General features: G+C 71.2%; 23 protein-coding genes. 8 read left to right on the plus strand and 15 right to left on the minus strand.

What is annotated here, in order from left to right:
- Positions 1 to 11 precede the first annotated feature (11 nt).
- From ACZ52C_RS09005 to ACZ52C_RS09020, 4 genes are read right to left on the minus strand one after another with little or no spacing between them, the layout of a single operon-like run.
- Positions 12 to 1,352: an NADH-quinone oxidoreductase subunit D gene (locus ACZ52C_RS09005; protein WP_469074054.1), complete on the minus strand. Its 1,341-nt coding sequence runs from the start codon at positions 1,350 to 1,352 to the stop codon at positions 12 to 14.
- On the minus strand, positions 1,349 to 2,119 hold the full coding sequence (locus ACZ52C_RS09010; protein WP_469074055.1) for an NADH-quinone oxidoreductase subunit C: 771 nt from the start codon (positions 2,117 to 2,119) through the stop codon (positions 1,349 to 1,351). The genes ACZ52C_RS09005 and ACZ52C_RS09010 overlap by 4 nt, the downstream gene beginning before the upstream one ends.
- The gene (locus ACZ52C_RS09015) at positions 2,116 to 2,670 is read right to left on the minus strand and encodes a NuoB/complex I 20 kDa subunit family protein (protein WP_003998928.1); all 555 of its coding nucleotides are present in this window, start codon (positions 2,668 to 2,670) and stop codon (positions 2,116 to 2,118) included. The genes ACZ52C_RS09010 and ACZ52C_RS09015 overlap by 4 nt, the downstream gene beginning before the upstream one ends.
- A gap of 14 nt (positions 2,671 to 2,684) precedes the next feature.
- Entirely contained in the window at positions 2,685 to 3,044 is a 360-nt protein-coding gene (locus tag ACZ52C_RS09020; protein WP_009310323.1) for an NADH-quinone oxidoreductase subunit A, read from the minus strand.
- Positions 3,045 to 3,760: 716 nt separating this feature from the next.
- Here ACZ52C_RS09020 and ACZ52C_RS09025 point away from each other — a divergent pair.
- Positions 3,761 to 4,594: a C40 family peptidase gene (locus ACZ52C_RS09025; RefSeq protein ID WP_469074056.1), complete on the plus strand. Its 834-nt coding sequence runs from the start codon at positions 3,761 to 3,763 to the stop codon at positions 4,592 to 4,594.
- A 217-nt stretch (positions 4,595 to 4,811) separates the two neighbouring features.
- Here ACZ52C_RS09025 and ACZ52C_RS09030 read toward each other — a convergent pair whose 3' ends face one another.
- On the minus strand, positions 4,812 to 6,104 hold the full coding sequence (locus ACZ52C_RS09030; protein ID WP_469074057.1) for a geranylgeranyl reductase family protein: 1,293 nt from the start codon (positions 6,102 to 6,104) through the stop codon (positions 4,812 to 4,814).
- Positions 6,105 to 6,249: 145 nt separating this feature from the next.
- On the opposite strand from ACZ52C_RS09030, the gene ACZ52C_RS09035 reads away from it, so the two are divergent.
- Together ACZ52C_RS09035 and ACZ52C_RS09040 are read left to right on the plus strand one after the other, a co-directional pair.
- Entirely contained in the window at positions 6,250 to 6,756 is a 507-nt protein-coding gene (locus tag ACZ52C_RS09035; RefSeq protein WP_469074058.1) for a GNAT family N-acetyltransferase, read from the plus strand.
- A 244-nt stretch (positions 6,757 to 7,000) separates the two neighbouring features.
- Positions 7,001 to 7,270, plus strand: coding sequence for a PASTA domain-containing protein (locus ACZ52C_RS09040; protein ID WP_196789964.1), 270 nt, complete (start codon positions 7,001 to 7,003; stop codon positions 7,268 to 7,270).
- Positions 7,271 to 7,279: 9 nt separating this feature from the next.
- Here the strand turns inward: ACZ52C_RS09040 and ACZ52C_RS09045 are convergent, their stop codons facing one another.
- Complete coding sequence (locus tag ACZ52C_RS09045) at positions 7,280 to 9,061, minus strand: zinc ribbon domain-containing protein (protein WP_469074059.1); 1,782 nt, start codon at positions 9,059 to 9,061, stop codon at positions 7,280 to 7,282.
- A gap of 154 nt (positions 9,062 to 9,215) precedes the next feature.
- A complete protein-coding gene (locus ACZ52C_RS09050) occupies positions 9,216 to 9,914 on the minus strand; it encodes a demethylmenaquinone methyltransferase (protein WP_469074060.1) in 699 nt (232 codons plus the stop codon).
- 126 nt (positions 9,915 to 10,040) lie between these two features.
- On the opposite strand from ACZ52C_RS09050, the gene ACZ52C_RS09055 reads away from it, so the two are divergent.
- A complete protein-coding gene (locus tag ACZ52C_RS09055) occupies positions 10,041 to 11,084 on the plus strand; it encodes a chitinase (RefSeq protein WP_469074061.1) in 1,044 nt (347 codons plus the stop codon).
- A gap of 94 nt (positions 11,085 to 11,178) precedes the next feature.
- On the opposite strand, the gene ACZ52C_RS09060 is transcribed toward ACZ52C_RS09055, so the two are convergent.
- The 5 genes from ACZ52C_RS09060 to ACZ52C_RS09080 form a co-directional block, all read right to left on the minus strand.
- On the minus strand, positions 11,179 to 11,631 hold the full coding sequence (locus tag ACZ52C_RS09060) for an imidazolonepropionase-like domain-containing protein (RefSeq protein WP_469074062.1): 453 nt from the start codon (positions 11,629 to 11,631) through the stop codon (positions 11,179 to 11,181).
- Positions 11,632 to 11,638: 7 nt separating this feature from the next.
- Complete coding sequence (gene mqnC / locus ACZ52C_RS09065) at positions 11,639 to 12,838, minus strand: cyclic dehypoxanthinyl futalosine synthase (protein ID WP_469074063.1); 1,200 nt, start codon at positions 12,836 to 12,838, stop codon at positions 11,639 to 11,641.
- 115 nt (positions 12,839 to 12,953) lie between these two features.
- Positions 12,954 to 13,715 (minus strand): prepilin peptidase, encoded by a 762-nt coding sequence (locus ACZ52C_RS09070; RefSeq protein WP_469074064.1) that lies wholly within the window; start codon positions 13,713 to 13,715, stop codon positions 12,954 to 12,956.
- Positions 13,716 to 13,962: 247 nt separating this feature from the next.
- Entirely contained in the window at positions 13,963 to 15,705 is a 1,743-nt protein-coding gene (locus ACZ52C_RS09075) for a serine/threonine-protein kinase (protein WP_469074065.1), read from the minus strand.
- Between the two features lie 150 nt (positions 15,706 to 15,855).
- Positions 15,856 to 16,701, minus strand: coding sequence for a menaquinone biosynthetic enzyme MqnA/MqnD family protein (locus ACZ52C_RS09080; protein WP_469074066.1), 846 nt, complete (start codon positions 16,699 to 16,701; stop codon positions 15,856 to 15,858).
- Positions 16,702 to 17,079: 378 nt separating this feature from the next.
- Between ACZ52C_RS09080 and ACZ52C_RS09085 the strand changes: the two genes are divergently transcribed.
- Positions 17,080 to 17,283, plus strand: a complete 204-nt coding sequence (locus ACZ52C_RS09085) for a cold-shock protein (RefSeq protein WP_003992177.1) — start codon at positions 17,080 to 17,082, stop codon at positions 17,281 to 17,283.
- 160 nt (positions 17,284 to 17,443) lie between these two features.
- On the opposite strand, the gene ACZ52C_RS09090 is transcribed toward ACZ52C_RS09085, so the two are convergent.
- The gene (locus tag ACZ52C_RS09090) at positions 17,444 to 18,241 is read right to left on the minus strand and encodes a hypothetical protein (RefSeq protein ID WP_469074067.1); all 798 of its coding nucleotides are present in this window, start codon (positions 18,239 to 18,241) and stop codon (positions 17,444 to 17,446) included.
- 292 nt (positions 18,242 to 18,533) lie between these two features.
- Between ACZ52C_RS09090 and ACZ52C_RS09095 the strand changes: the two genes are divergently transcribed.
- Both ACZ52C_RS09095 and ACZ52C_RS09100 read left to right on the plus strand, forming a co-directional pair.
- Positions 18,534 to 21,284 carry a LuxR C-terminal-related transcriptional regulator gene (locus tag ACZ52C_RS09095; RefSeq protein ID WP_469074068.1) on the plus strand — a complete coding sequence of 917 codons (2,751 nt, stop codon included), beginning with the start codon at positions 18,534 to 18,536 and terminating at the stop codon, positions 21,282 to 21,284.
- A gap of 48 nt (positions 21,285 to 21,332) precedes the next feature.
- Positions 21,333 to 21,911 (plus strand): hypothetical protein, encoded by a 579-nt coding sequence (locus tag ACZ52C_RS09100; RefSeq protein ID WP_469074069.1) that lies wholly within the window; start codon positions 21,333 to 21,335, stop codon positions 21,909 to 21,911.
- Positions 21,912 to 21,965: 54 nt separating this feature from the next.
- Here ACZ52C_RS09100 and ACZ52C_RS09105 read toward each other — a convergent pair whose 3' ends face one another.
- The gene (locus ACZ52C_RS09105; protein ID WP_469074070.1) at positions 21,966 to 22,475 is read right to left on the minus strand and encodes an inclusion body family protein; all 510 of its coding nucleotides are present in this window, start codon (positions 22,473 to 22,475) and stop codon (positions 21,966 to 21,968) included.
- A 678-nt stretch (positions 22,476 to 23,153) separates the two neighbouring features.
- Between ACZ52C_RS09105 and ACZ52C_RS09110 the strand changes: the two genes are divergently transcribed.
- Positions 23,154 to 23,636 (plus strand): hypothetical protein, encoded by a 483-nt coding sequence (locus ACZ52C_RS09110; RefSeq protein ID WP_469074071.1) that lies wholly within the window; start codon positions 23,154 to 23,156, stop codon positions 23,634 to 23,636.
- Positions 23,637 to 23,680: 44 nt separating this feature from the next.
- On the opposite strand, the gene ACZ52C_RS09115 is transcribed toward ACZ52C_RS09110, so the two are convergent.
- Entirely contained in the window at positions 23,681 to 25,597 is a 1,917-nt protein-coding gene (locus ACZ52C_RS09115; RefSeq protein WP_469074072.1) for an AMP-dependent synthetase/ligase, read from the minus strand.
- Between the last annotated feature and the right edge of the window lie 274 nt (positions 25,598 to 25,871).

Below are 25,871 nucleotides of genomic sequence, written 5' to 3' on the forward strand. Positions count from 1 at the left end.
GGGGGTGGTGGTCACCGGTCGACGCCTCCCATCACGGGGTCGATGGACGCGACGGCGACGATGACGTCGGCGACCTGGCCGCCCTCGCACATCGCCGCCATGGCCTGCAGGTTGGTGAAGGACGGGTCGCGGAAGTGGACCCGGAAGGGGCGGGTGCCTCCGTCGGACACGGCGTGCACCCCGAGTTCGCCCTTGGGCGACTCGACCGCCGCGTACGCCTGTCCCGGCGGGACGCGGAAGCCCTCGGTCACCAGCTTGAAGTGGTGGATCAGGGCCTCCATGGAGGTGCCCATGATCTTCTTGATGTGGTCCAGGGAGTTGCCGAGTCCGTCCGGTCCCAGGGCGAGCTGGGCGGGCCAGGCGATCTTCTTGTCGCCGACCATGACCGGGCCCGGCTGCAGCCGGTCCAGGCACTGCTCGACGATCCTGAGGGACTGGCGCATCTCTTCGAGGCGGATCAGGAAGCGGCCGTAGGAGTCGCAGGTGTCGGCGGTCGGGACGTCGAAGTCGTACGTCTCGTAGCCGCAGTACGGCTGGGCCTTGCGCAGGTCGTGCGGGAGGCCGGCGGAGCGGAGGATCGGGCCGGTGGCGCCGAGGGCCATGCAGCCGGACAGGTCCAGATAGCCGACGTCCTGCATACGGGCCTTGAAGATGGGGTTCCCGGTGGCGAGCTTGTCGTACTCGGGAAGGTTCTTCTGCATCTTCTTCACGAACTCGCGGATCTGGTCCACCGCGCCGGGCGGCAGGTCCTGGGCGAGTCCGCCGGGCCGGATGTACGCGTGGTTCATGCGCAGGCCGGTGATCAGCTCGTAGATGTCGAGAATCAGTTCACGATCGCGGAAGCCGTAGATCATGATCGTGGTCGCGCCCAGCTCCATGCCGCCGGTGGCGATGCACACCAGGTGGGAGGAGAGCCGGTTCAGCTCCATCAGGAGCACCCTGATGATCGTGGCGCGGTCGGGGATCTGGTCCTCGATGCCGAGGAGTTTCTCCACGGCGAGGCAGTACGCCGTCTCGTTGAAGAACGGCGTCAGGTAGTCCATGCGCGTCACGAACGTGGTGCCCTGCGTCCACGTGCGGTATTCGAGGTTCTTCTCGATGCCGGTGTGGAGGTAGCCGATGCCGCAGCGGGCCTCGGTGACGGTCTCGCCGTCGATCTCCAGGATCAGCCGGAGCACCCCGTGCGTGGAGGGGTGCTGGGGGCCCATGTTGACGATGATGCGTTCGTCGTCGGACCGGGCGGCGGTCTCGGCGACCTCGTCCCAGTCGCCGCCGGTGACCGTGTAGACGGTGCCCTCGGTGGTCTCGCGCGCGGAGGCCTGGGACTCGGGGGATGCGTGCTGCGTGCTCATGAGTACGACCTCCGCTGGTCCGGAGCCGGGATCTGGGCGCCCTTGTACTCGACGGGGATGCCGCCGAGGGGGTAGTCCTTGCGCTGCGGGAAGCCCTGCCAGTCGTCCGGCATCATGATCCGCGTCAGTGCGGGATGGCCGTCGAAGACGATGCCGAAGAAGTCGTACGTCTCGCGCTCGTGCCAGTCGTTGGTCGGGTAGACGGGGACGAGCGACGGGATGTGCGGGTCGGCGTCGGGGGCGGAGACCTCCAGGCGGATCAGCCGGTTGTGGGTGATCGAGCGCAGGTGGTAGACGGCGTGCAGCTCGCGGCCCTTGTCGCCGGGGTAGTGGACGCCGGAGACGCCGGTGCACAGTTCGAAGCGGAGGGCCGGGTCGTCGCGGAGGGTGCGGGCGACGGTCAACAGGTGCTCACGCTCGATGTGGAAGGTCAGCTCACCGCGGTCGACGACGGTCCTGTCGATCACGTTCTCGGGGACGAGGCCCTGTTCCTCCAGGGCGCCCTCCAGCTCGTCGGCGACCTCGTCGAACCAGCCGCCGTAGGGGCGGACGGCCTCTCCGGGGAGCCGGATGGAGCGGACCAGGCCGCCGTAGCCGGAGGTGTCGCCGCCGTTGTTGGCGCCGAACATGCCGCGCTGGACGCGGATCTCCTCGCCGCCGTCGCCGCGCTGGCCGGGGAGATTGGAGGCGGCGAGATCCTTCTCGGGGTTCACCCCGTTCGAACCGTTGGAGCCGCCGGCACCGTTCTTGCCGTTCGCGTCGCTCATCGCAGCAGCCCCTTCATCTCGATGGTGGGCAGTGCCTTGAGCGCGGCTTCCTCGGCCTCGCGGGCCGCTTCCTCCGCGTTCACGCCGAGCTTGGACGTCTGGATCTTCTGGTGGAGCTTGAGGATCGCGTCCATCAGCATCTCGGGCCGTGGCGGGCAGCCCGGGAGATAGATGTCGACCGGGACGATGTGGTCGACGCCCTGGACGATCGCGTAGTTGTTGAACATGCCGCCGGACGACGCGCAGACCCCCATGGAGATCACCCACTTCGGGTTCGGCATCTGGTCGTAGACCTGCCGCAGCACCGGCGCCATCTTCTGGCTGACCCGGCCGGCCACGATCATCAGGTCCGCCTGGCGCGGCGAGCCGCGGAAGACCTCCATGCCGAAGCGCGCCAGGTCGTAGCGGCCCGCGCCCGTGGTCATCATCTCGATGGCACAACAGGCGAGGCCGAAGGTGGCGGGGAAGACGGATGCCTTGCGTACCCAGCCCGCGGCCTGCTCGACGGTGGTCAGCAGGAAACCGCTCGGCAGTTTTTCTTCGAGTCCCATGGCTTAAAGGCCCCTCAGTCCCATTCCAGGCCGCCGCGGCGCCAGACGTACGCGTAGGCGACGAAGACGGTGAGCACGAAGAGCAGCATCTCCACGAGCCCGAAAACACCCAGGGCGTCGAAGGTGACGGCCCAGGGGTAGAGGAAGACGATCTCGATGTCGAAGACGATGAAGAGCATCGCCGTCAGGTAGTACTTGATGGGGAAACGCCCGCCGCCGGCCGGCGTGGGGGTGGGCTCGATCCCGCACTCGTAGGCCTCGAGCTTGGCCCGGTTGTAGCGCTTCGGGCCGATCAGCGTGGCCATGATCACGGAGAAGATCGCAAAGCCTGCCCCGAGGGCTCCCAGTACGAGGATGGGCGCATAGGCGTTCACCGCTCCTCGCTCCTCTCAGTCGGCACTGACTGCTGGCGGATTGCGTGGGTCCTGCTCTCCCGCCCCACCGGCCACACGAACCCCGTCCGTCTCGACGAAGATCGCGAACATGTGAAGCAGGTCACAAGCCCAACTGCCCCGCATCCTATGCCTGCCGGTCTGTGATCTGCGACACGGGTGCAGCACCGAGTTTGTGATCTCCACCACCTGACGAAGGATCATGAAGTCGGATGAGCGACGATCTTCATACACGAAGCGCCAGACTGATCACCAGAAGTGACATTTTTGCTCGTTACCGCTGGTCACGTAGGGCGTCTCCATATCAAGAGAGTTCCTCTGCATGCAAATTGGTGCTGGACGAGCCCCCTTGATAGAGCACCCCGTTCACACCCCGGAGGGAGGTCCGGCGACGGATGTGGACGTGTGCACGCATTCACGAGCGCCGGGTGGAGTCGCTCCCGCGCGGGACGCCGTCGGAGCGGGTGACCGTTCCGTGACCTGCGCCACATCGGACCGAGATCAAATCAACGGGCCTTGGCCACTCGCTGCGATCGGTGGTAAGCGCAGGGCAATTCGGGCGTAATCACGAAAGCGCATGATCAAAGGCCTGTTCGACCGTGTCCGCTATGCCCGTTACGGCGTCAATAAAGAGTGACGCGGGAGGAATTTGCGGCCTCCGTTGAACAACTGTGGCGCAGCACACGTTTCTTGAAGGTATGGAGGAGTCGCTGGTACCGCTTGTACCCATGTCCCACACCGCTCACATACGCAGCCACCGGAAACCCCGCCGTAACGCGTCCTCGATCGCGATGCGCGCCGGAGTCGCCGGTGGCGTTCTCAGCACCGTGGCAGTGGCCGGCGCGTCGACGGCGGCCTTCGCGGCGGAGCCGGTGACGCAGACGCTCGAACTGCCCACCCTCACGGCCGACCTGGCCACGCAGGCCGCGCAGTCCGCGGACGCCACGCAGGCGATGGCGGCCGACTACCAGCTGCAGGCCGAGCGTGACGCGGCCGCCGAGGCGGCGGCCAAGCAGGCCGACAAGGACCTCGCCAAGGCGAAGAAGGAAGAGGCCCGGAAGAAGGCCGCCGAGGAGGCCGAGCGCAAGGCCGCCGCCGAGCGCGCCTCGCGCGACAGTGAGCGGACCACCCTCACGACCAACTCGTCGACGGCGACGGCCACGACGGCGCCCGCCTCCGGCAGCGTCGGCACGGTCATCTCGTTCCTGAAGGCGCAGCTCGGCGACGCCTACGTCATGGGCGCCACCGGCCCCAACGCGTGGGACTGCTCCTCGCTCGTGCAGGCCGCGTTCAAGCAGGTCGGCGTGGACCTCCCCCGGGTCTCGCAGGACCAGTCGATGCAGGGCACCGAGGTCTCGCTGTCGAACCTCCAGGTCGGCGACATCCTGTACTGGGGCGCCAAGGGTTCGGCGTACCACGTGGGTGTCTACGTCGGGAACGGCCAGTACCTGGACGCGGCGAACCCCTCCAAGGGCGTCGTCATCCAGGATCTCTCCGGCTACCCGGCGACGGGCGCGGTGCGCGTGCTCTGACCCTCGCGGTCGCCCAGGGCGTTTTCGAAGGGCCGCTCTCCCCGTAGGGGACAGCGGCCCTCGGGCTGCCCACGGAAAGGCCACAGGCGCCGCACAGGGCGCCTTTCACCCCACCCCCAAGGTGTTCCGCGCTCCGGGACGGCGGCGGACCCCCAGGGGGCGTACAGGGGTTCAGGCCGCGTGGGCGGGGCGCGGTGGCCGCCCCGCCGGGCGGGGGTCAGGCCTTCGGGGCCACCTTGCTCAGGCCGTTGATGATGCGGTCCATCGCGTCGCCGCCGGTGGGGTCGGTCAGGTTGGCCAGCATCTTCAGGGTGAACTTCATCAGCAGCGGGTGGGTCAGGCCCCGCTGCGTGGCGAGCTTCATGATCTTCGGGTTGCCGATGAGCTTCACGAAGGCACGGCCCATCGTGTAGTAGCCGCCGAAGGTGTCCTTGAGGACCTGCGGGTAGCGCTGGAGGGCGAGTTCACGCTGCCCGGGGGTGGCGCGGGCGTGGGCCTGGACGATGACGTCGGCGGCGATCTGGCCGGATTCCATCGCGTAGGCGATGCCCTCGCCGTTGAAGGGGTTCACCATGCCGCCGGCGTCGCCGACCAGCAGCAGGCCCTTGGTGTAGTGCGGTTGGCGGTTGAAGGCCATCGGGAGGGCGGCGCCGCGGATGGGCCCGGTCATGTTCTCGGGGGTGTAGCCCCACTCCTCGGGCATGGACGCGCACCAGGCCTTCAGGACGTCGCGCCAGTCCAGCTCCTTGAAGGCGGAGGAGGTGTTGAGCACGCCCAGACCGACGTTGGACGTGCCGTCGCCCATGCCGAAGATCCAGCCGTAGCCGGGGAGCAGCCGGTCCTCGCCGGGGCCGCGCTTGTCCCACAGCTCCAGCCAGGACTCCAGGTAGTCGTCGTCGTGGCGCGGCGAGGTGAAGTACGTGCGGACCGCGACGCCCATCGGACGGTCCTCGCGGCGGTGCAGGCCCATCGCGAGGGAGAGACGGGTGGAGTTGCCGTCGGCCGCCACCACCAGCGGAGCGTGGAAGGTGACTTCGCGCTTCTCCTCGCCGAGCTTGGCGTGCACACCGGTGATCCGGCCCGTGCGGTCGTCGATGATCGGCGCGCCCACGTTGCACTGCTCGTGGAGGCGGGCGCCCGCCTTCTGCGCCTGACGGGCGAGCTGCTCGTCGAAGTCGTCGCGCTTGCGGACGAGTCCGTAGTTCGGGTAGGCGGCGAGATCCGGCCAGTCGAGCTGGAGACGGACGCCGCCGCCGATGATCCGCAGGCCCTTGTTGCGGAGCCAGCCGGCCTCTTCGGAGATGTCGATGCCCATCGCCACGAGCTGCTTGGTGGCGCGCGGGGTGAGGCCGTCGCCGCAGACCTTCTCCCTGGGGAAGCTGGTCTTCTCCAGGAGCAGTACGTCCAGCCCGGCCTTGGCCAGGTAGTACGCGGTGGTGGAACCGGCTGGCCCGGCCCCGACGACGATCACATCGGCGGTGTGTTCGGTAAGGGGCTGGGGCTCGGTCACGACGGGTTCTCCCCGAGATCTAGAAGGATCGGAGCAAAGCCTGCTGGTCGCCGGGCGACCGGACGGCCGGAAAACATGTGCCGACAGGCGTCGGACATGGGCAGTCTATTCAGCGTCATCGATCACCGGCTGAAGGGCTGCCCCTGTGACCAGAGCTCTGCCCGACGTACGGCTGCGTGTCCCCACCGACGAGGACGCCTTCGCCTGGCACCGGATCTTCGACGATCCCGATGTCATGGAGTTCCACGGCGGCCGGTCGGCCGAGCTGTCCGTCTACGAGGAGCTCACCGCGCGCCAGCGCCGTCACGACGCCGAGCACGGGTTCTGCCTGTGGACGCTGCTCGACGAGGAGGGCCGGGCCATCGGCTTCACCGGTGCGCAGCCGTGGCCCCGCGCGTGGGGCCCGACCGGCGAGATCGAGATCGGCTGGCGGCTCGCCCGCGACCACTGGGGCAAGGGGTACGTGACCGCCGCCGCGGCCCAGACCCTGGAGCGGGTGCGGGCGGCCGGTGTCGGCAGCGTCGTCGCCATGGTCGACGCGCGCAACGAGCGGTCCATCGCCGTCACGCGGCGGCTGGGGATGGAACTGGCGGAGACGTTCACGACCCCCGTCTCGGGCCGGCCGGGGCACTGCTACCGGCTGACGCTGTAGCCGTCCGACGGTTCCGCGTCCGGCGGTTCCGCGTCCGGCGGTTCGGCGATCCGGCCGTTGGACGATCCGGCCGTTCGGGATTTCGGCAACTCGTCACCCTGCGTAGCGATTTGGCGCAGATTGCCACGCAGTGCTTCCGGGTGAGGGCGCTCGGCGGTTACCCTGCCGGTACCGCTGGGGGTGAACATCTGTGCACATAACACCCAAGTCATCCGAAGTGCGTGTGCCACGGTTCGTCGGGCTGATGGCCGTGGACGCGCGCGAGACGGCCGAGGCGGGCGGGGTCCTCCTCGCCGCGCCCGACCGGCCCGACTTCGCACGCACCGTCGTGGACCACGTCGTACGGCAGTACCCGCCGCCCGGCGTACGGGTGCCGCGCGGGGCCGCCGTGACCGTGTGGTTCGAGTCGGGCGACGACGGCGGGGGCGTGCGGGAGCCCCGGCCCGGCGGGCCGCCGCCCGGCCTGCGCAGGGCGTTGGACGAGCCGGGGGACCCGTTCGCGGTTCTCCGCTAGGGCCGGCGCCTACTTCTGCCAGAGCAGGATCGCCGCCGCCCCTCCCCCGCCGATCACGAAGGCCGCCGCGATGGTGAGCACCCAGATCAGCGTGCGGCTGCGGGACTTGGGCGGCTCGGCGGGCGGCAGGTGGTGGGGGCCCAGTTCGACGAGCGGAGGCTCGTAGGGGGCCGGGGCGGTGGGCCGTGCCGGGACGCCGTGGCCCACCGTCGGGCCGCTGCTCGGCATCGCCGGGACGGGCGGTGCGATCACCGCCGTACGCGCTCCCGCCATCTGCACCAGATAGGGCGCGAGGAAGGCCGCGGCGAAGATCCACAGCAACGAGAAGAGCAGCACCTCGGCGATGTCGAGGCCCACGTCCACCTGGCCCGCGACCGCGAACTCGGCGCTGAGTTCGGCCGTCGCCGAGCCGGACGTCTCCATGCCGAGGCCGCTGACGCCGGCGAGGAGGAGGAAGAGCCCGAAGAAGACGCCCGCGGCGAGGAGTTGCTCGCCGCGGCCCGAGGAACGGCGCGCCGCGAGGACCCCGAGGACCAGGGCGCAGACCGCGCCGAGCGTCAACGCGCCCACGACCGCCCAGGAGTTGACGGCGTCGCCCAGTTCGGAGAGGCCGAACGACTCGCGCTCGTAGTCCCCGTACGGGCCGGACTCCACGAGCCCGTAGTCGCCGGAGGAGTCGTACGAGGTGTCGTCCCCGTACCGGGTACGGCCCGCCTCGCCCTGGACGGACGCGCCCCAGGAGAGGCCGAGGAGGGTGACGGCGAGGTTGGGGAGGACGAACAGCACGAGGAGGAGCGGGTTGAGGTCCTCCTCCCACTCGGCCTGCCACTCGTCGTTCGCCGCGAGGACGACGAAGGCGACGAGCGAGCAGAGGGCGAGGACGATCACCATGGCGCGTACGGCCGTTCCGGTCGCCCGGAACAGGGTCCGGGGCCCCGGGCGGACGGCGAGCCAGGCGGCCAGGTCGTCGCGTTGCAGCAGGCCGACACAGACGGCGGCGGTGAGCAGCAGCGCGCCCAGCGCCGCGCGCCAGGGGGACGTCGAGGCCTCGACGCGCGCGATCTCCGGCTGCGCGAACAGCCCCAGCAGCAGGACGGCGGCCGTCACCAGCAGCGTGACCCGGACGGCCGCTTCGAGCCCGGCGCTGCGGCCGCCGCCGGGTCCCGCCCCGGGCACTCCTCCGCCGGCGTACGCGGCGCGGGTCACCATCCGGGTGCGCAGGTGTCGTACGGCGAGGAAGAGCGCCCCGACGAACAGGACGGTCACCGTGAGCGGGACGAGGGTCAGGGTGAGGGCGGCCTCGGCGGACCGGTAGTCGCCCGCGAAGTCGCCGCCCCCGCTCCCGGAGATCTCGAAGCCGCCGCCGAGGCCCTGGAGGAGGGCGGCGAGCGCGAGGCCCAGACGGTCGCCGAAGCCGACGAAGTCGTCCTCGTCCGCGGTGCCCTGGCCGTACGAGGGGACGGCGAGCGCGAGCGCGGCGGCGAGGAGCAGCCCCACCGGCCAGAGCGCGGCCGCCGCGGAGCCGCCCCAGTCGCCCCGGAGGGCCCGGCCGAGGAAGGCGCCGACGGGCGAGGGGCGCGCGGGGGCGGGAGCGTACGGGGGGACGTACGCGGGAGGTGGCGGCGGGCCGACGGGGGGCGCGCCCGGCGGCGCCGCCGGTGGTGGTGGTGGGGCCGGGGGCGCGACGGGGGGCGTCGTCGGGGGGACCGGCATGCGTTCCCCGCCGCACTTCACGCAGAAGCGCGCCTCGGCAGGGCCTGGTGTCCCGCAGTGCGGGCAGTAGGACGTCATCGAACCCCCGTCGTCAGATGTCACCGGTGTGTGCCGGTGTATCAACGGACGGTAGTTTCTGTTGACCGGTTCCCGTCAACAGGATTCCCCGGCGAACATCCCTCGTGCGGGTGAACTCCGTTCCCGGCGGCCGGACTTCGGCCGTCGCCGGTGCTTACGCGGAGGCCTTGAAGCCCCGGTGCAACGCGACGATCCCGCCCGAGAGGTTCCGCCAGGCGACCTTCTCCCACTCGGCCTTCCGGAGGCGCTCGGCGAGGCCCGCCTGGTCGGGCCAGGCGCGGATGGACTCGGCGAGATAGACGTACGCGTCGGGGTTGGACGACACCGCGCGCGCCACCGGCGGCAGCGCGCGCATCAGGTACTCGGTGTAGACGGTCCGGAAAGGCGTCCAGGTCGGGTGGGAGAACTCGCAGATCACGACGCGGCCGCCGGGCTTGGTCACCCGGTACAGCTCACGCAGCGCGGTGTCGGTGTCCTGCACGTTGCGCAGGCCGAAGGAGATGGTCACCGCGTCGAAGGTGTCGTCCTTGAACGGCAGCCTCGTGGCGTCGCCCGCGGTGAACGGCAGCCACGACAGGCGCTCCTTGCCGACCTGGAGCATGCCGAGGGAGAAGTCGCACGGCACGACGTACGCGCCGGTCTGCGCGAAGGGCAGCGAGGAGGTGCCCGTACCGGCGGCGAGGTCGAGGATCTTCTGCGCGGGGCGGGCGTCGACGGCGCGCGCGACCTCCTTGCGCCAGCGCCGGTCCTGTCCGAGAGACAGCACGTCGTTGGTCAGGTCGTACCGTTTCGCCACTCGGTCGAACATCGAGGCGACTTCGTGCGGCTGCTTGTCCAGGGATGCGCGGGTCACGGGCCCATTGTGGCAGTACGGGCCGGACGCGGGTGCGGCGCCCGGCCCGTAGCGCGTCACGGCAGCGGCCTCGCTCTTCATCGAGAAGCACCCATGCGGCGCAGGCGCCTGTGCTTCATTGCCCTCATGAGCACCGTGAGGAATCCCCTGAAACCGGCCGTCGGCCTGCTGTGTCTGGTGGCCCTGGCCTGCGCGGGCTGCACCACGGACACCGACGGGTCCCCGCCGGGGGCCGCCGCGACGCCCACGGCGTCCCCCGCTCCCCCGACCGCGCCGGCGTCCGCGCCCCCGGTCACGACGTCCACGACCTACGCGCCGTACGTGAACGCCACCGAACCCTCCGGCCTCGACGACGCCGGGTCGGCCGCCGCGTACCATCTGGCGTTCGTGATCGCCGACGGTGACGCGTGCACGCCCACGTGGAACGGCACGGAGGCGATCGACGACACCGCGGTGAGGTCCCGCGTCTCGGCGCTCACCGGCACGGGGGCGTCGGTGCGGGTCTCGTTCGGCGGCGCCTCGGGGACGGAGCTGGCCGAGGCCTGCGACAGCGCGGACGAGCTCGCCGAGGCGTACGGCGCGGCGCTCGACGCGGCCGGCTCGACCGAGGCGGACTTCGACGTCGAGGGCGACGCGCTCAAGGACTCCGACTCCGTCGGCCTGCGCTCCGAGGCGATCGCGCTCCTCCAGAAGGACCGCCCCGACCTCTCCGTCTCCTTCACCCTCCCCGTCATGCCCTCCGGCCTCGACGACGACGGTGTGGCCCTGCTCGACTCGGCCAACGACCACGCCGTCCTCGTCACCACGGTCAACATCATGACCATGAACTACGCCAGTTCGTACGGCGGTGACATGGGCGACTACGCGGAGCGGGCGGCCGAGGCGACGCACGGGCAGCTGATGGACGTCTTCGGCACGAGCGGGTCGACGGCGTGGGGGGCGCTGGCGATGACCTCGATGCTGGGGGTCAACGACGTCGACAACGAGACGTTCACCCTGGAGGACGCGGCGCAGGTGCGGGAGTTCGCGGAGGAGAAGGGGGTGGCGTGGGTGTCGATGTGGGCGACGTTCCGGGATCGGGAGTGCGGGGACGGGGCGAGTGACGAGCTGGTCGACTGTAGTGGGGTGGAGCAGGAGGACGGGGCGTTCGGGAAGGCGTTTTCGGGATGAGCTCGGATGCTTCTGCCGTATGCGGAGTGCCGGTCGTTCGTGGTTGATCGCGCCCGCGCGGCGGAGCCGCGTATCGATACAGCCCCGCGCCCCTTTATCGCCGGCGGTGGATCAGGCGCCCGGCGCACACCGTGGCCAGACAGATGTCCCCGGCCTCGTCGAAGACCGCCAGGTCTGCCCGGCCCAGCTCGACGATCGTCGGGGGGATCGGCGATGGCAGTACCGCCACGTGGTTGCGCTCGGCGGCCGCGCGGAGTTCCGGCGTGTTCGCGTGCTGCTCCAGGACCGCGACCGCGCCCGACTTCAGTACGGCGTGGACGCGTTCGCGGGGTGTCGGGGCGTCCGGGAGGGGGTCCTCGTGCACCCGACCGGGCCCGAGGACGCCGGGCCATCTCCGCACGCGGGCACCCGGGAAGCGCTCCTCGGCCTCGGTCAGCGACCCCACGGCCCTGACCCGGGTGCCGTCCACCACGACGGCGCCGTCCTTGATCGGCTCCGGGTCGTCCCAGGTGCGCCGTACCTCGTCGGCCGCGTGAATGGTCAGCACGGGGGCCCTAGTTGGCGTTCAGCAGCTTCAGTTCGGGGTGGGCCGTGCCGCCCTCGATGGCCGTGGACGAGATGTGGGACATGACGCGCTTGTCGACGGGGTCGTTCGCCGGGTCGTCGTGGACCACCAGGTGTTCGTACGTCGTGGCTCGCTGGGCCGGGACCCGTCCCGCCGTACGGATCATGTCGATCATTTCCTGGAGGTTGGAGCGGTGCTTGGCGCCGGCCGCCGAGACGACGTTCTCCTCCAGCATGATCGAGCCGAGGTCGTCCGCGCCGTAGTGCAGGGTGAGCTGGCCCGCGTCCTGGCCGGTGGTGAGCCAGGAGCCCTGGATGTGGGCGATGTTGTCCATGAAGAGCCGGGAGATCGCGATCATCCGCAGGTACTCGAAGATCGTGGCCTGGGTGCGGCCCTTCAGGTGGTTGTTCATCGGCTGGTAGAGGTACGGGATGAAGGCCCGGAAGCCGCCCGTCCGGTCCTGTACGTCGCGGATCATCCGCAGGTGTTCGATGCGCTCGGCGTTGGTCTCGCCGGTGCCCATGAGCATCGTGGACGTGGACTCCACGCCCAGGTTGTGCGCGGTCTCCATGATCTCCAGCCAGCGCTCGCCGGACTCCTTGAGCGGCGCGATGGCCTTGCGGGGACGGGCCGGGAGCAGCTCGGCGCCGGCTCCGGCGAAGGAGTCGAGTCCGGCGGCGTGGATACGCTGGATGGCCTCCTCGACGCTCACCTTGGAGATCCGGGCCATGTGCTCCACCTCGGACGCGCCGAGGGAGTGGATGACCAGCTGCGGGAAGGCCTTCTTGATCGCGGCGAAGTGCGTCTCGTAGTACTCCACGCCGTAGTCCGGGTGGTGCCCGCCCTGGAACATGATCTGCGTACCGCCCAGCTCGACGGTCTCCGCGCAGCGGCGCAGGATGTCGTCGAGATCGCGCGTCCAGCCCTTGTCCTTGGCCGTCGGCGGGGCGTAGAAAGCGCAGAACTTGCACGCCGTGACGCACACGTTCGTGTAGTTGATGTTCCGCTCGATGATGTACGTCGCGATGTGCTCCGTGCCCGCGTACCGGCGCCTGCGTACGGCGTCGGCGGCGGCGCCGAGGGCGTGCAGCGGGGCGTCGCGGTAGAGGTCGAGCGCCTCCTCCGGCGTGATCCTCCCGCCCTCGGCGGCACGGTCGAGAACGGACTGGAGATCGGCCTTCTCGGTCACCGGGAGCGTCCCTTTCGTAAGGGTTGAACGGACCGGGCCAGCCTACGCCAGGGGCCCGGACCGGCCGACGCCAGGCCGTCCGCCTGTGGATAACTTCGTCGGGCGGCGTCCGGTGTCAGGCCGCGTACGCCTCCAGCAGGAGGCCGACGTACGCTCCCGCGATCATGAACGGGCCCAGGGCCACCAGTTGCCGGCGTACGGCTCGGCCCCTGGCCAGCGCCACCCCGGTGTACACGCTGCCGATGAGGGCGCCGGCGAAGGTGCCGAGGTACAGCGCGCCCCAGCCGTACCAGCCGAGGACGGCGCCGAGGCCGAGGGCGAGTTTCACGTCGCCGAAGCCGAGGGCCATGGGTCGGACGAGGAAGAAGAGGAAGTACAGGCCGCCGAGGGCCAGGGCGCCGTACAGCGCCGTGCGCCACTGGCCGGCGTGCTCGGGCACGAACGCGACCGCGCCCAGGAGCACGAGGGCCAGGCCCGCGAAGGAGAAGGTCAGGGGGTCCGGGAGGCGTTGGGCGCCGAGGTCCACGAGGGTGAGGAGCACGCCGAGGGGGGCGAGGAGCAGCCATACGGCGAGTTCGGGGCGGGTGCCGGTGGCCAGGGCGAGGGTGACGCAGATCAGGGTGGTGGCAGCGGCGACGGCGGGGGTGCTGGGGCCGTAGGAGCAGGCGGCCTCGGGGGAGCGTGCGGTGCAGCGGGCGGGGCCCAGCCAGCCGTTCGCCGGGCCGGTGAGGGGGTGGCCGGCGGGGCATGTGTGGTGCCAGGGATGGTCCTCGTCGACCGTGAAGCGGTAGGCGGGGCGGGGGAGGAGTGTGCCGGTGGCTGCGCCCCAGAGTGCGGCGGCCACGGTCGGTGCGATCAGCACGGGGTCTAGAGCCACGGGGGCAGCCTATGAGGAGGGGGTGCGTTCTCTCGCCCCCGCCGCCCCTACCCGTCCCATCCTGAAGGGGCTGCGCCCCTTCGACCCCCGGCGTCCGCCCGGTGGGGGCTGGTCGCGCAGTTCCCCACGCCCCTGAAAGGCCTCCGGCCATTTCGGGCCCAAAAGCACGGGGCGCAGCCCCTGCTTTTCAGGGGCGCGGGGAACTGCGCGAGAAGCCCCACCCACCCGCACCCGACCAACCGGCCCCTTACTTCACCTTTGCCAGGCGGGCCGTCGGGTCGCCCGCGTCCGCGTTGTTCGAGGTGTACTCGAGTTCGTCGCCGACGGGGGTCAGCGTGACCTCGTGGGTGTTGCTGGTGCAGGTCTTGGGGTTGTTCTTCGTGTCGGCGATGCTGGTGACGAGGATGTGGTCCTCGGCGACCTTTTTGAGGACGAACGTGTCGTCGCAGGCCCCGCCCAGCAGGTCCACCGAGCGGAACGTGCCCAACCGGTCGCCCACGGCCCCCTGTTCGAGGGTGACGGTGAAGGTGCCGGCGGGGAGGTTGCCGCCGAGGGCGTAGCCGTCGCCCTCCCAGGTGCCGAGGTACTTCGCGGGCAGGTCGCCCGCCCCGTCGTGCGGTCCCGAGTCCTGGCCGCCGTCGGTCGGGGCGCTGCTCGCCGACGGGGCCTCGCCCGCCGCCTCGCCGCCCTTGTCGTCGCCGTTCAGCATGCCCAGCCCGAACACGACCCCCAGGCCGACCATCGCGAACGCGCCCGCGACCGCCAGGGCCACCGAGCAACTCACCCGTCGACCCCGGCCGTTCTCCGTGGACGTGGACGCCGCCGCCACGCTCAGCGACAGCTTGCCCGGCGGTGGGGCGGTGTCCGCCGACGCGTCGGCCCGCTGCCCCGGCACATGTGTCACCGGAGGCGGTGTCTCCGGCGGCGGTGAGTGCGGCGGCGGTGTGTGCGGCGACATCACCGGTGGCGGCCCGAACACCCCGCTCGCGGCCGGGACTTCGGCCCTCACCTCGCCGGAGGGGGCCGCGGGGACGGGCGGCTCGACACCCACCGAGGGACTGCTGAACCCCACCGGGCCGGACGGGACCTGCTCCGCCGCCTCCAGGTTCAGCAGTTGCACCGCGCTGCGGCCGACCTGTTCCACCAGGGGGCCCGGCAGCCAGCCCGCCGCCACCAGACGGGCCGTGCCCTGCGGGGCCAGGGCGTGGGCGATCTCGTCGGGGGCCGGGCGGGCGCCCGGCTCCTTGGACAGGCACCGCTCCACCAGGGCGCGCAGCTCGCCCTCCAGACCGTCGAGCCGGGGCTCCTCGTGGACGACCTTGTAGAGGAGGGCGGCGGAGGAGTCCCCGGGGAACGGGGACCGGCCGGTCGCGGCGTACGCGAGGACGGCGCCCAAGGAGAAGACGTCCGCCGCGCCGGTGATGCCCTTGCCGAGGATCTGCTCGGGGGACATGTAGCCGGGGGAGCCGATCGAGACGCCCGTCGAGGTCAGGGACGCGGTGCCGTCCGTGGCGCGGGCGATGCCGAAGTCGATGAGGAGGGGGCCGTCGACCGTGAGCAGGACGTTCGACGGCTTCACGTCCCGGTGGACCAGGTCCAGCGCGTGCACCGCCGACAGCGCTTCCGCCAGGCCCGCGCCGAGGACCCGCACGGAGTGGGGAGGCAGGGGGCCGCCGTCCGCCACCGCCGCCGCCAGGGAGGGACCGGCCGCGTACCCCGTCGCCACCCAGGGGACCGAGGCCTCCGGGTCGGCGTCCAGGACGGGCGCGGTCCAGGAGCCGCCCACGCGACGGGCGGCGTCGACCTCCCTCCGGAAGCGGGCGCGGAACTCCTCGTCGAGGGCGAAGTGCGGGTGCACCACCTTGACGGCGACCGTACGGCCGCCCGCGCTGCGGCCCAGGTAGACGCGGCCCATGCCGCCCGACCCGAGCCGGCCGAGCAGCCGGTAGGGCCCCACGGCCGTGGGTTCGCCGACATCGAGCGGTTGCATGGACGACACCTCCCCCGTCCCTGAAGCGTAGTGCCGCACGCGCGAAGGGAAATGCGGGCGTCGGCGATCCCTCCCGCAGTCAATCCCACAGAACGTCGAATTCGTCAACCGGAATTCCACGAAGTTCACCGGGATTTCGCGGGAAAGGGATCAGGAAAGCAGGTCGACCTTCACGTCCGCCGGAAATCCGGTGGTCGGGCCGACCCGCCGCGCGAACTCGGCGACCGCCGCCAGCTGGGGCCCGCCGAAGCGGAAGTCGAGCGTCGTGAAGTACCGCTCCAGGACCCGCTCGTCGAAGGCCTCCCAGCGGGCGGCCTGCTCGGCGACCTTGTCCACCTCGGTCAGCGACAGGTCGCGGGAGGCGAGGAACGCCTCGTGCACCTTGCGGGTGACCTCGGGCTCCCGCTCCAGGTACTCCCGCCGCGCCGCCCACACCGCGAAGACGAACGGCAGCCCCGTCCACGCCTTCCACATGGCGCCCAGGTCGTGCACCTCCAGGCCGAAGTTCGGCCCGTCGAGCAGGTTCGCGCGCAGCGCCGCGTCACCGATGAGCACGGCCGCCTCCGCCTCCTGCATCATCAGCGAGAGGTCGGGCGGGCAGGTGTAGTACGCCGGCTGGACGCCGACGCTCTCCGCCAGCAGCAGCTGCGCGAGGCGTACGGAGGTGCGCGAGGTGGAACCCAGGGCGACGCGTGCGCCGTCCAGGCGTTCGAGTGGCACCTGGGAGACGATCACGCACGACATCACCGGGCCGTCGCAGCCGACGGCGATGTCGGGGAAGGCGACCAGGTCGTCCGCGTTGCGCAGGAACTCGACGAGGGTGATGGGCCCGATGTCGAGGTCCCCGCGCACCAGCTGCTCGCTGAGCTTCTCGGGGGTGTCCTTGGTGAGCTCGAAGTCGAGGAGCGTGCCCGTTCTCGCGAGCCCCCAGTACAGGGGCAGGCAGTTCAGGAACTGGATGTGGCCGACGCGCGGCCGGTTGCGAGGATTGTCCACATCGCGAGGCTAGCCCTCATGGGGTACGGTGCGGGCTCCGGGGGCCGGAGGTGCTCCCGAAACCGGATGTACACCCCGTGTCAACACTCTCGACGGCGTGTCGCCGGTGGGACAGATGGGGAAGTAGAGGCGGTCAGTCAAACCGAGACCCGAGCGGTTCAAACATCCGGGTGACGTGATCCAGGCCTCTATTGCATTCCCCTGCCCGCGTGCTAGGCTCGCCGCAAGTTGCAGTTTGGTTTCCCTTGCAGTACAGAGCCTGCGGAGCATGTGACCGCGGGCTCTCGTCGTTTTCAGACGTATGCAGTTGTGCGGCATCTTGTTTTCACACTTGCAGGGTTCTGGAGCAGGGCAACCCTTTGGGCCCAAGGAGGGCTTATGGCTACCGGAACCGTGAAGTGGTTCAACGCCGAAAAGGGCTTTGGCTTCATCGCCCAGGAAGGTGGCGGCCCGGACGTTTTCGTCCACTACTCCGCCATCAACGCGAGCGGCTTCCGTTCGCTGGAGGAGAACCAGCAGGTCTCCTTCGACGTGACGCAGGGCCCGAAGGGTCCGCAGGCGGAGAACGTCACCCCCGTCTGAACCGTTCGATCCGAGGGATGCCCCTCTGACGACGTCTGAGAGCAGTACCCAAGGAGCCCCTAGCCTTTCGGCGCAGGGGCTCCTGCCTTTTCCGCCGCATTCAGGGAATGCCGACCCGGCCCCCTCCCCCCAGGTCACTCCCCCGCCCCCTCTCCCCCGGTCACTCTCCCGGCCCGCGCTCGGCCCCTGCCGCGGCCAGCGACTCGAGTACCCGGCGCAGCCGGACGCCCCGCCCCAGATCCGGTTCGAGCCCTTTCCCCCGCAGGAGCGCGGTCAGGGAGGCCTGGACGACCTCCGCCCCCTCGGGGGCGACCCGCTCCGAGACCTCCAGCCACTCAAGGGACCGGTCGGCGCCCACCGTGCAGTGCTCCACGGTCACTTCGTGATGGTCGAGGCGCACCCCGCACCGGCGGACCGTGTCCACGGGGCCGAGGACGTCGAGCGCGCCGAGGCCGACGTCGATGTCGGCGCAGTCGGCGAGGAAGGCGCGCTGGTGGTCGGAGAAGACGTGGTCCAGCGGCTCGGTGCCGGTGGCGGCGGCCTCCACGGCCGTACGCCCGCAGTCGGAGACGAGCGCGGCGGAGAGCACCCGGCGGTCGCCCGACCAGGCGCCCGTCAGGTGGAAGGAATCCGGTCCCTGCTCACGGAAGCGCAGCCAGCGTTCCGAGAGCCGGGACCGGCGACAGGGCCGCAATTCCGCGGTCGCGGCCCCGCCCCGCCCGCTCCCCACCCGAAGGCGCAGGATCAGCCCCGCATCCAGAAGCGGCAGGTGACCTGGCGCCGTGGAGCGGGCGAGGGCCTCACAGAAGTAGACGCGGCGCCGGGCTCCCCCGGTGTCCGGCGCCAGCGCCCAAGTCGCGGCGGCCGCGCCCGCACCCGAGAACGTCACCTTGATCTCGACCGAGTCGAGCCGGTCGGACCCCGAGGTGAGATCCCCGCGTCCCACGGATGCCGGCATGGGCCGTCCCCCTAGTTCCGCGACCTGGTTCATTTCCCTGTTCCCCTTGGTTCCTTCCGTTCCTTGCGATCCCCCGTGTCCTTGCGATCCCCCCGTGCGATTCCCCTGTGGTGCTGTGTTCCGAGAACCATTGAAGGCCCGGGGCGGCCGCCCGCGCTTCCGGGAAGTCCCTACATCTCCCCCGACAACTCCCCCTGGGGGATGATGGACGGGCGGGGCCGGGCGCAGGCGGGCACCAGGGGGTGGCGCATTGTTACGGGGACTCGTCGGTCGGGAGCGGGAACGCCGGCTGATGGACGACCTGCTCGTGGCGGGCGGGGCGGGTGGGGCGGCACTGCTGCTGTGGGGCGAACCCGGTATCGGGAAGACCGCCCTGCTGGACTACGCGGCGGAGCGCGCGACGGCCGGAGGCTCCGGCGCGCGGCCGGCCACGGTCCTGCGCGCCCGGGGCATCGAGACCGAGACCGTGCTCCCCTTCGCCACCCTCGGCGACCTACTGATGCCCCATTCACCCCTTTTCAGGGAACTCCCCGGCGCCCAGCGCTCGGCCCTGGAGTCCTGTCTGGCCCTGAGCGGCGACCCGGCGGACCCGCAGGGCAATCCCTACGCCGCCTGTATGGGCGCCCTCAACGTGCTCGCGGCGCTCGGCGACGAGCGCCCGGTGGTCGTCCTCGTCGACGACCTGCACTGGGTGGACCCCTCCTCCCAGCGCGTCCTTCTCTTCGTCGCCCGCCGGCTCTCCAGTGAACGCGTCGCCCTCGCACTCGGCTCCCGGGAGGACCACGGCGAGTCGGGGCCGCGTCGCAGCATCCCCACCGTGCAGATGGGCGGGCTGACGCCGGAGGAGTGCGCCGCGCTGCTGGAGGGCCGCGTGGCCCCCAGCGTGCTCGCCGACCTCGTACGCGTCAGCGGCGGCAATCCGCTCGCCCTGCGCGAGATCGCGGCCGCGCTGACCGACGAACAGGCGCGCGGCGAGCGGCCGTTGCTCGAACCGCCGTCCCTGGGCAGCCATCTGGAGCGCGCCTGGGCGGACCGGATCGACGGTCTGCCGGACGCCGCCCGGCGGGCCCTGGTCGTCCTGGCCGCCGGCCGTTCGACGGCGGCGGGCCCGCTGCGCAAGGCGCTGGAGGCGGCCGGGCTCTCGCTCGACGCCCTCTCCCCCGCCGAGCAGGACGGCCTGATCACGGCCACGGCGGACGGGCTGGACTTCCACCACCCGGTGCTGCGTGCACTGGTGCTGGGCCGCGCCCCCCTCGCGCACCGGTACGCCGCCTTCCAGGCGCTGGCCGAGGTGAGCACCGGCTCGCTGCACGCCTGGTACCGGGCGTCCGCGACGCCCGGCCCCGACGAGGAGGCCGCGGCGGCGCTCGCGGATGCCGCGCGGGAGGCCCGCCGCCGCAGTGCCTTCGGCGAGTCGGCCCTGGCCTGGCGGCGCGCCGCCGAGCTCACCCCCGACCCCGCGCCCCGCGCCGACCGCCTCCACCACGCCGCCTCCGACGCCCTGCTCAGTGGCTCACCCGCGGGCCCGCAGTGGTGCGAGGAGGCCCTGCGGATCACCCCCGACCCGGCCGTGCGCGCCGCCATCCAGGGCCTGTTGGGCCGTATGCACACCTGGAAGGGCGAGACGGCCCAGGCGTACGGCCTGCTCATGAACGCCGCCGACGCCGTCCGCGACTCCGACCGCACCCGGGCGTGTCTGCTGCTGGCGGAGGCGACGGCCGCCGCGCGGCTGGACGGCCATGTCCCGGCGGCGGTCCGTGTCGCCGAGGAGTCCCTCGCCCTCGCCTCCGAGTCCGGCCCCGAACGCTGGTACAGCCTGTCGATGCTGGGCGGGGCCCTGATCATGTCCGGTCGTACGGCGCGGGGCCGCGCGATGCTGGAGGCCGCCGACCGGCACGGCGGCGGGGACCCCGTCCGTGACCAGCAGGTGTACGCGATCGCCGGACAGGCGTGGAGCCGCGCCGAGGAGTTCGACCGGGGCCGCCGGCTGCTCAACACGGCCGTGGAGTCGGCCCGGCGGCACAGCGCGGTGGGCGTGCTGGGCTTCACCCTCGCCGTACGGGGGGAGCTGGAGACCCGTATCGGCCAATGGGCCTCCGCCCGGGGCGACTTGACGGAGTCGCTGCGCTGGGCGGAGGAACTGGGTCAGCTGACGTGCGTGAGCTACACGCTGTACTGCCTCGCCCGGCTCGAAGCCCTGCGCGGCGAACGGGTCGAGTGCGAGGAGCATGTGGCGCGGGCCAGGCGGGAGTGCGGGGCGTACGGCATCGGCTGCCAGGAGTTCCACCTGACGGCGGTGCTCGGGCTGTCGGCGCTGGCCCACGGCGACCACGAAGCGGCCGTCGACCAGCTGGAGCAAACGTTGTCACTGGCGGTCGAGCAGGGCATCGGGAACCCCGAGGTGGTCCCCTTCGCGGCGGATCTGGCGGAGGCGCACGTACGGGCGGGGAACGCGACGCGGGCCGCCGAGGTGGTGTCCTGGCTGGAGGAACGGGCCCGGGAGACGGGCCTGGCGTCGGCGGAGGCGGCGGCCGCCCGGGTCCGGGGGCTGCTCGCGGGGACGCCGGAGGAGGCGGAGGCGTACTTCGGCGCGGCGCTCACCGCCCACCAGCGGACGACGGGCCCCTTCGACTGGGCGCGGACCCTGCTGTGCGAGGCGGAGGTGCTGCGTCGCCACCGCCGCCCGGGGGCCGCGCGGGCCCCGCTGGCCTCCGCCCTGGCCTGCTTCGAACGGCTGGGCGCGGTCCCCTGGGCCCGGCGCGCGGCGGGCGAACTGGCCGCCGCTGGCGGCGCTTTGAGCGGCACCCGGTCCGCCGCCGGCGGCGCGGGCGGCATGGGCGGCGCCCTGAACCAGCTGACCCCCCAGGAGTTCCAGGTCTCGCGGGCGATCGCCCGGGGCCTCAACAACACGGAGGCCGCCGCGTCGTTGTTCGTCTCCCGGAAGACGGTCGAGGCCCATCTCACCCGCATCTACCGCAAGCTGCACGTCCGTTCCCGAACGGACCTGACCCGACTGCTCACGGCGGCCGACCTGGTGGATTGAGTACCGGTACTCATGTGGGCACCCGCCGGTGCCCGGCATGGTTCAGGCATGAGACCACACCTTCTTCGTAAGCCCCTGCTGGTGGCCGTCCTCGGCGGCGCCCTTCTGACCGGTTTCGGCGCGCCGAGCGCCCTGGCCGCCGCTCCGGCCTCCGCGAGCGCCGTCACCTCGGTGAGCGACGACGCCGCGGAGGCACGGTTCTTCGAGATGAACGACATCATCTGGCAGGGCTGTGAGCCGGACGTCAGCGACGACGACGGGGCGGCGACGCCTCCCGGCGACGACCCCATCGACCCGGTGCCGGTGGACCCCTACGATCCGGTGCGGCTCCACCCCGTCGAACAGTGTGTCGCCGACCGGCACGCACGGCGGGTGAGCAGGGCCTTCTCCGGCACGGCCGTCGCCGACCACGCGGCGCTCCTGACGAAGCTGACGAGCCTGAACTACCCGGCGGCACGGATCCACCGCGTCCCGGACCACCTGGGAGCGCCCCGGGTGCGGCTCGACCTGCGCGTGGGCGGCGACCACATCGCCCTCCAGGTCACCGCCACCGGTCTCGGGGTGACGACCGAGACCTTCGGCGCCTCCGCGGGCGTGAGCGTGACCGACGTCCTGCTGGAGCCGTAGCCACAGCCCCGGCCGGACGAGCCGACGTCCTGACGCCCCGCCGGTCGACGACCCTCAGGGGTTCTCGATGGTGATGAAGGGGTCCCACTGGAAGTAGCCCTTCAGCTGGCGGTGGCGGTCCAGGATCTGGAACGAGAAGTGGTAGACGACCTTGCCGGCCCTTTTGACGGTCGTCCGCCAGTAATGGTCCTGGTAGGCCTGTGTCACGAATTCCGGCCTGCCCTCGGAGCCCTCCTTCGGCAGCGGATAGACGCCGTCGATCACCTCGATCTCCGGTGTGCGGATGAGCTGGTGGCCGGGGTCGCTGCTCACGTATTTGTAGAGCAACGCCTTGTAGTCGCTGCCGAGCGACAGCGTCGTCTCCCGCCACCGGACGGTGTCCCCGGGCTCCGCGCGAAGATTCAGTTCGGCCCCCGACGTACCGATGATGTGGTCGTGACGCGTCGTCATGTAGATGAGGCTCTCGTCGGCGTACGTCGGGGCGTCGGGATTCCTCGACGCGTTGGGGTTCCGTTCGACGATCGTGGCCGCGTCGAACGCGATCAGGACGTTGAGATCAGACATTTCCGGTTCCTTTCCCTTGCGATTCTCGGGAGGTGATGGGCCGTAGAAGTGGCCGGCGTCCTTGAGCAGTCGGGCGGCGACGAGGCCGGTGATGCCGCCGCCGATGACGAGGATCTTCCTGCGCGGGTGGGGGGTGGGGCCGAGACGGCCCGTGTCGATCAGGGTGTGGAGACAGCCGAGTGGTGTCGGTCATGGTTCGAAATCGTAGATATGCGGAAACGATTTCGTTCACGCCCTCACGAGCAAAGACCTGAAAGTGCCGGTGGCATCTCTTGGCGGAATTTCGGCTTGCTCGCCATTCCTTGCCGAGGCCCGAGTTCCGCCAGCGACGGAGGGGGGAGGAGAAGAAGCCGAGACAGGAAATTCACGCACGGAATATGGAACTCCTGCGGACCCTCTCCCTACGGTTCCGTCCGGCCTTTTCCTCGATGGCCTTTTCGACACGCATCGCCCGGGCGGCGTCACGCCAAAACAATTGCGACGAGGGACCAGCCTCCCGGCGCGACGGCCAGGAGGGTGCAGGCGGTGTAGAGCCTGCCCCGGCGGGGGGGTGAGCCGGGGCAGCGGGCCCTTGAGCTGGGTTTTCTCGTCGGTGAGTGCAACCGGATGCGGCTGTGGCGGGTCTTGAGGGGTGCGCCGGCCGATGAGGGGCCGGGCCGTGGGGTCGAGGTGGGGGCGATGGGGAAGCGTGGTGCCGTGCTGTGGTGCGGCGGGTTGGCTCTGGTGCTGGGAGCCGTGGGCGCCGTGTGGTGGGGCTGGTTCCGTGCGCCGTACGCGCTCGCCGACTCCCCTTCGGTCGATGTGAGCGTCCGGGCCGAGAAGTCCCGGTATCCCGATGTGCGGGAGACCGCCGAGGACGTCGACACCCTCGTGCGGGTCTACGTCCAGCGGCTCGAGGCCGGTGACGTGGAAGGGCTGATGGAGCTGGCGGGACCCGCGTACGAGGGGACCCGGGGCGCCGCCTACGAGCAGGTGCGGGAGTTCGGCGAGGGGGCCCGCGGGCACGTCGACGTCACCGTGCTGGAGGGCAGCGTCGACTACTTCAACCCCGTCCGGCTCACCTATGACAGGACCGACCAGCGGCAGGATTTGCTGCTGGTCAGGGACGACGGGCACTGGTGGGTCGCGCTGGGGGAGGGCGATCCGGCCGCGGGGAAGTAGCGGGAAGGGGGACCGGGCCGCCCCGGGGAAGGCACGCGGCCCGGCTACTTCTCGTACAGCCCCTCGATCTCCGTCGCGAAGGACCTCTCCACGACCTCCCGGCGCAGCTTCATCGACGGAGTCAGGTGACCCGCCTCCTCCGTGAAGCCGCCGGGGACGATGGTGAACCGGCGGATGGACTCGGGGCGGGAGACCAGGCGGTTGGCCTCGTCCACCGCGCGTTGCAGGACGGCGCGCAGATCCGGGTCCTCGGCCAGGCGGTCGAGGGGGTGCCCCTGCTTGGCGTTCATCTGGGCCCAGTGGGTGATGCCCTCGGGGTCCAGGGTCAGCAGCGCGGTGACGTACGGGCGGCGGTCGCCGATGACCATGGCGTGGGCGATCAGGGGGTGGGAGCGCAGCCAGTTCTCCAGCGGCGCCGGTGCCACGTTCTTGCCGCTGTCGGTGACGAGGATCTCCTTCTTGCGGCCGGTGATCGTGAGGTACCCCTCGTCGTCGAGCTGGCCGATGTCACCGGTCGCGAACCAGCCGTCGGGTCCCGCGGGGACGACACCGCCGGCCTGCGGGTCCCAGTAGCCGCGGAAGATCTGGCCGCCGTGCAGAAGGATCTCTCCGTCGGCGGCTATCCGGACCCGGGTGCCGGGGAGCGGCCTGCCGACCGTGCCCAGCCGGGGCCGGTCGGGCGGGGTCACGGTGACGGCGGCGGTCGTCTCCGTCATGCCGTAGCCCTCGAAGACATCGATACCCGCACCGGCGTAGAAGGCGGCCAGCCGGCGGCCGAGGGGGCTGCCGCCGCAGATGACGTAACGGACCCGGCCGCCGAGCGCCTTGCGGATACGGCGGTAGACCAGGGGGTCGTAGAAGGAGCGGGCCGTCTTCAGGAAGGCCGACGGGCCGGGGCCGGTGCCGTGTTGTTCGGCCTCCAGGGCCTCGCCGTAGCGGCGGGCGACGGCGGAGGCGCGGTCGTAGGAGGCGGCGCGGCCCATGCGTTCGGCTGAGGCGCGGGCCGTGTTGAAGACCTTCTCCAGCACATAGGGGATGACCAGGAGGAACGTCGGGCGGAAGGACTTGAGGTCGGCGAGGAGGTCCTCCGTGCGGAAGCTCGGCGAGTGGCCCAGCCGGACCCTCGCCCGCATACAGCCGATCGCGACCATGCGGCCGAACACGTGGGCTAGCGGGAGGAAGAGGAGGGTGGAGGCCTCCTCGTCCGTCTTCGCGCGGAAGATGGGGTAGAGGAGGTCGATCGCGTTGTCGACCTCGGCGCAGAAGTTGCCGTGGGTGAGGGCGCAGCCCTTGGGGCGGCCGGTCGTGCCGGAGGTGTAGATCAGGGTCGCGAGGGTGTCGGGGCCCAGCACCCCACGCCGTACGGCCACTTCCTGGTCCGAGATGTCGCGGCCCCGCTCGGCGAGCCGGTCCAGATGGCCCTTCTCGAAGACCCACATGTGGCGCAGGTCGGGGATGCGGTCCAGCTCGGGGCCGAGGGCGGCGGCCTGGCCCGCCGTCTCGACGGCGAGGGCCACCGCGCCCGCGTCCTGGAGGATCCAGCGGGTCTGGAAGACGGAGGAGGTGGGGTAGACGGGGACCGTGACCAGGCCCGCCGCCCAGGCCGCGAAGTCCAGGAGGGTCCACTCGTACGTCGTCCGCGCCATGATCGCGATGCGGTCGCCCGGCATGAGGCCCTCGGCGATCAGGCCCTTCGCCAGGGCGAGCACCTCGGCGGCGAAATCGGCGGCCGTGACGTCCCGCCACCGGCCGTCGTCGTGCTCCCTGTCGGTACCGCCGTGCTTGCGGCTGAGGACGACCGCGTCGGGGGCGTGGGCCGCGTTGTCGAACGGGATGTCCGCGAGCGAGCCGTAGGTCACGGGCGCGGCGAGCGCGGGGACGTACGCCTCCCGCACGGTGCCGTCCAGCCGCTTCAACTCGGGTTCCACCAGGGCGGGTTCGGTGCTTTCGAGGTTGGACACGGGCGGCTCCTGGGCGTTCGGTGTGTCCGGATCGTACGGGGTTGGTGTGTGAGGTTCGTGTGAGTGTGGCGATGGTCCGGAGATGGAACCGGGCCGGGCATGTGCAGTGTCGCAGACCGCTCGGTCACGACTCCTCCGCAGGTCAAGGGCGCGCCAAGTTACCTGAGGGTCGTTCATTTACCGGGCTCCCCAGCAGGGCTTACCGGCCCTTACCTTGGGTAACCTGACTTCTGAGTAAGAAGCGGAGTCCGGCGCGGGGAGCGGAGCCCGGCGC

It is taken from the genome of Streptomyces sp. NPDC034049, from assembly GCF_055575575.1.

Coding starts and splice junctions, on each gene's coding strand:
- ACZ52C_RS09005 (WP_469074054.1), bottom strand. CDS start 1,352: ATGAGCACGCAGCACGCATCCCCCGAGTCCCAGGCCTCCGCGCGCGAG.
- ACZ52C_RS09010 (WP_469074055.1), bottom strand. CDS start 2,119: ATGAGCGACGCGAACGGCAAGAACGGTGCCGGCGGCTCCAACGGTTCG.
- ACZ52C_RS09015 (WP_003998928.1), bottom strand. CDS start 2,670: ATGGGACTCGAAGAAAAACTGCCGAGCGGTTTCCTGCTGACCACCGTC.
- ACZ52C_RS09025 (WP_469074056.1), top strand. CDS start 3,761: ATGGAGGAGTCGCTGGTACCGCTTGTACCCATGTCCCACACCGCTCAC.
- ACZ52C_RS09040 (WP_196789964.1), top strand. CDS start 7,001: ATGGCCGTGGACGCGCGCGAGACGGCCGAGGCGGGCGGGGTCCTCCTC.
- ACZ52C_RS09045 (WP_469074059.1), bottom strand. CDS start 9,061: ATGACGTCCTACTGCCCGCACTGCGGGACACCAGGCCCTGCCGAGGCG.
- ACZ52C_RS09055 (WP_469074061.1), top strand. CDS start 10,041: ATGAGCACCGTGAGGAATCCCCTGAAACCGGCCGTCGGCCTGCTGTGT.
- ACZ52C_RS09075 (WP_469074065.1), bottom strand. CDS start 15,705: ATGCAACCGCTCGATGTCGGCGAACCCACGGCCGTGGGGCCCTACCGG.
- ACZ52C_RS09085 (WP_003992177.1), top strand. CDS start 17,080: ATGGCTACCGGAACCGTGAAGTGGTTCAACGCCGAAAAGGGCTTTGGC.
- ACZ52C_RS09090 (WP_469074067.1), bottom strand. CDS start 18,241: ATGCCGGCATCCGTGGGACGCGGGGATCTCACCTCGGGGTCCGACCGG.
- ACZ52C_RS09095 (WP_469074068.1), top strand. CDS start 18,534: ATGGACGACCTGCTCGTGGCGGGCGGGGCGGGTGGGGCGGCACTGCTG.
- ACZ52C_RS09100 (WP_469074069.1), top strand. CDS start 21,333: ATGAGACCACACCTTCTTCGTAAGCCCCTGCTGGTGGCCGTCCTCGGC.
- ACZ52C_RS09105 (WP_469074070.1), bottom strand. CDS start 22,475: ATGTCTGATCTCAACGTCCTGATCGCGTTCGACGCGGCCACGATCGTC.
- ACZ52C_RS09110 (WP_469074071.1), top strand. CDS start 23,154: ATGGGGAAGCGTGGTGCCGTGCTGTGGTGCGGCGGGTTGGCTCTGGTG.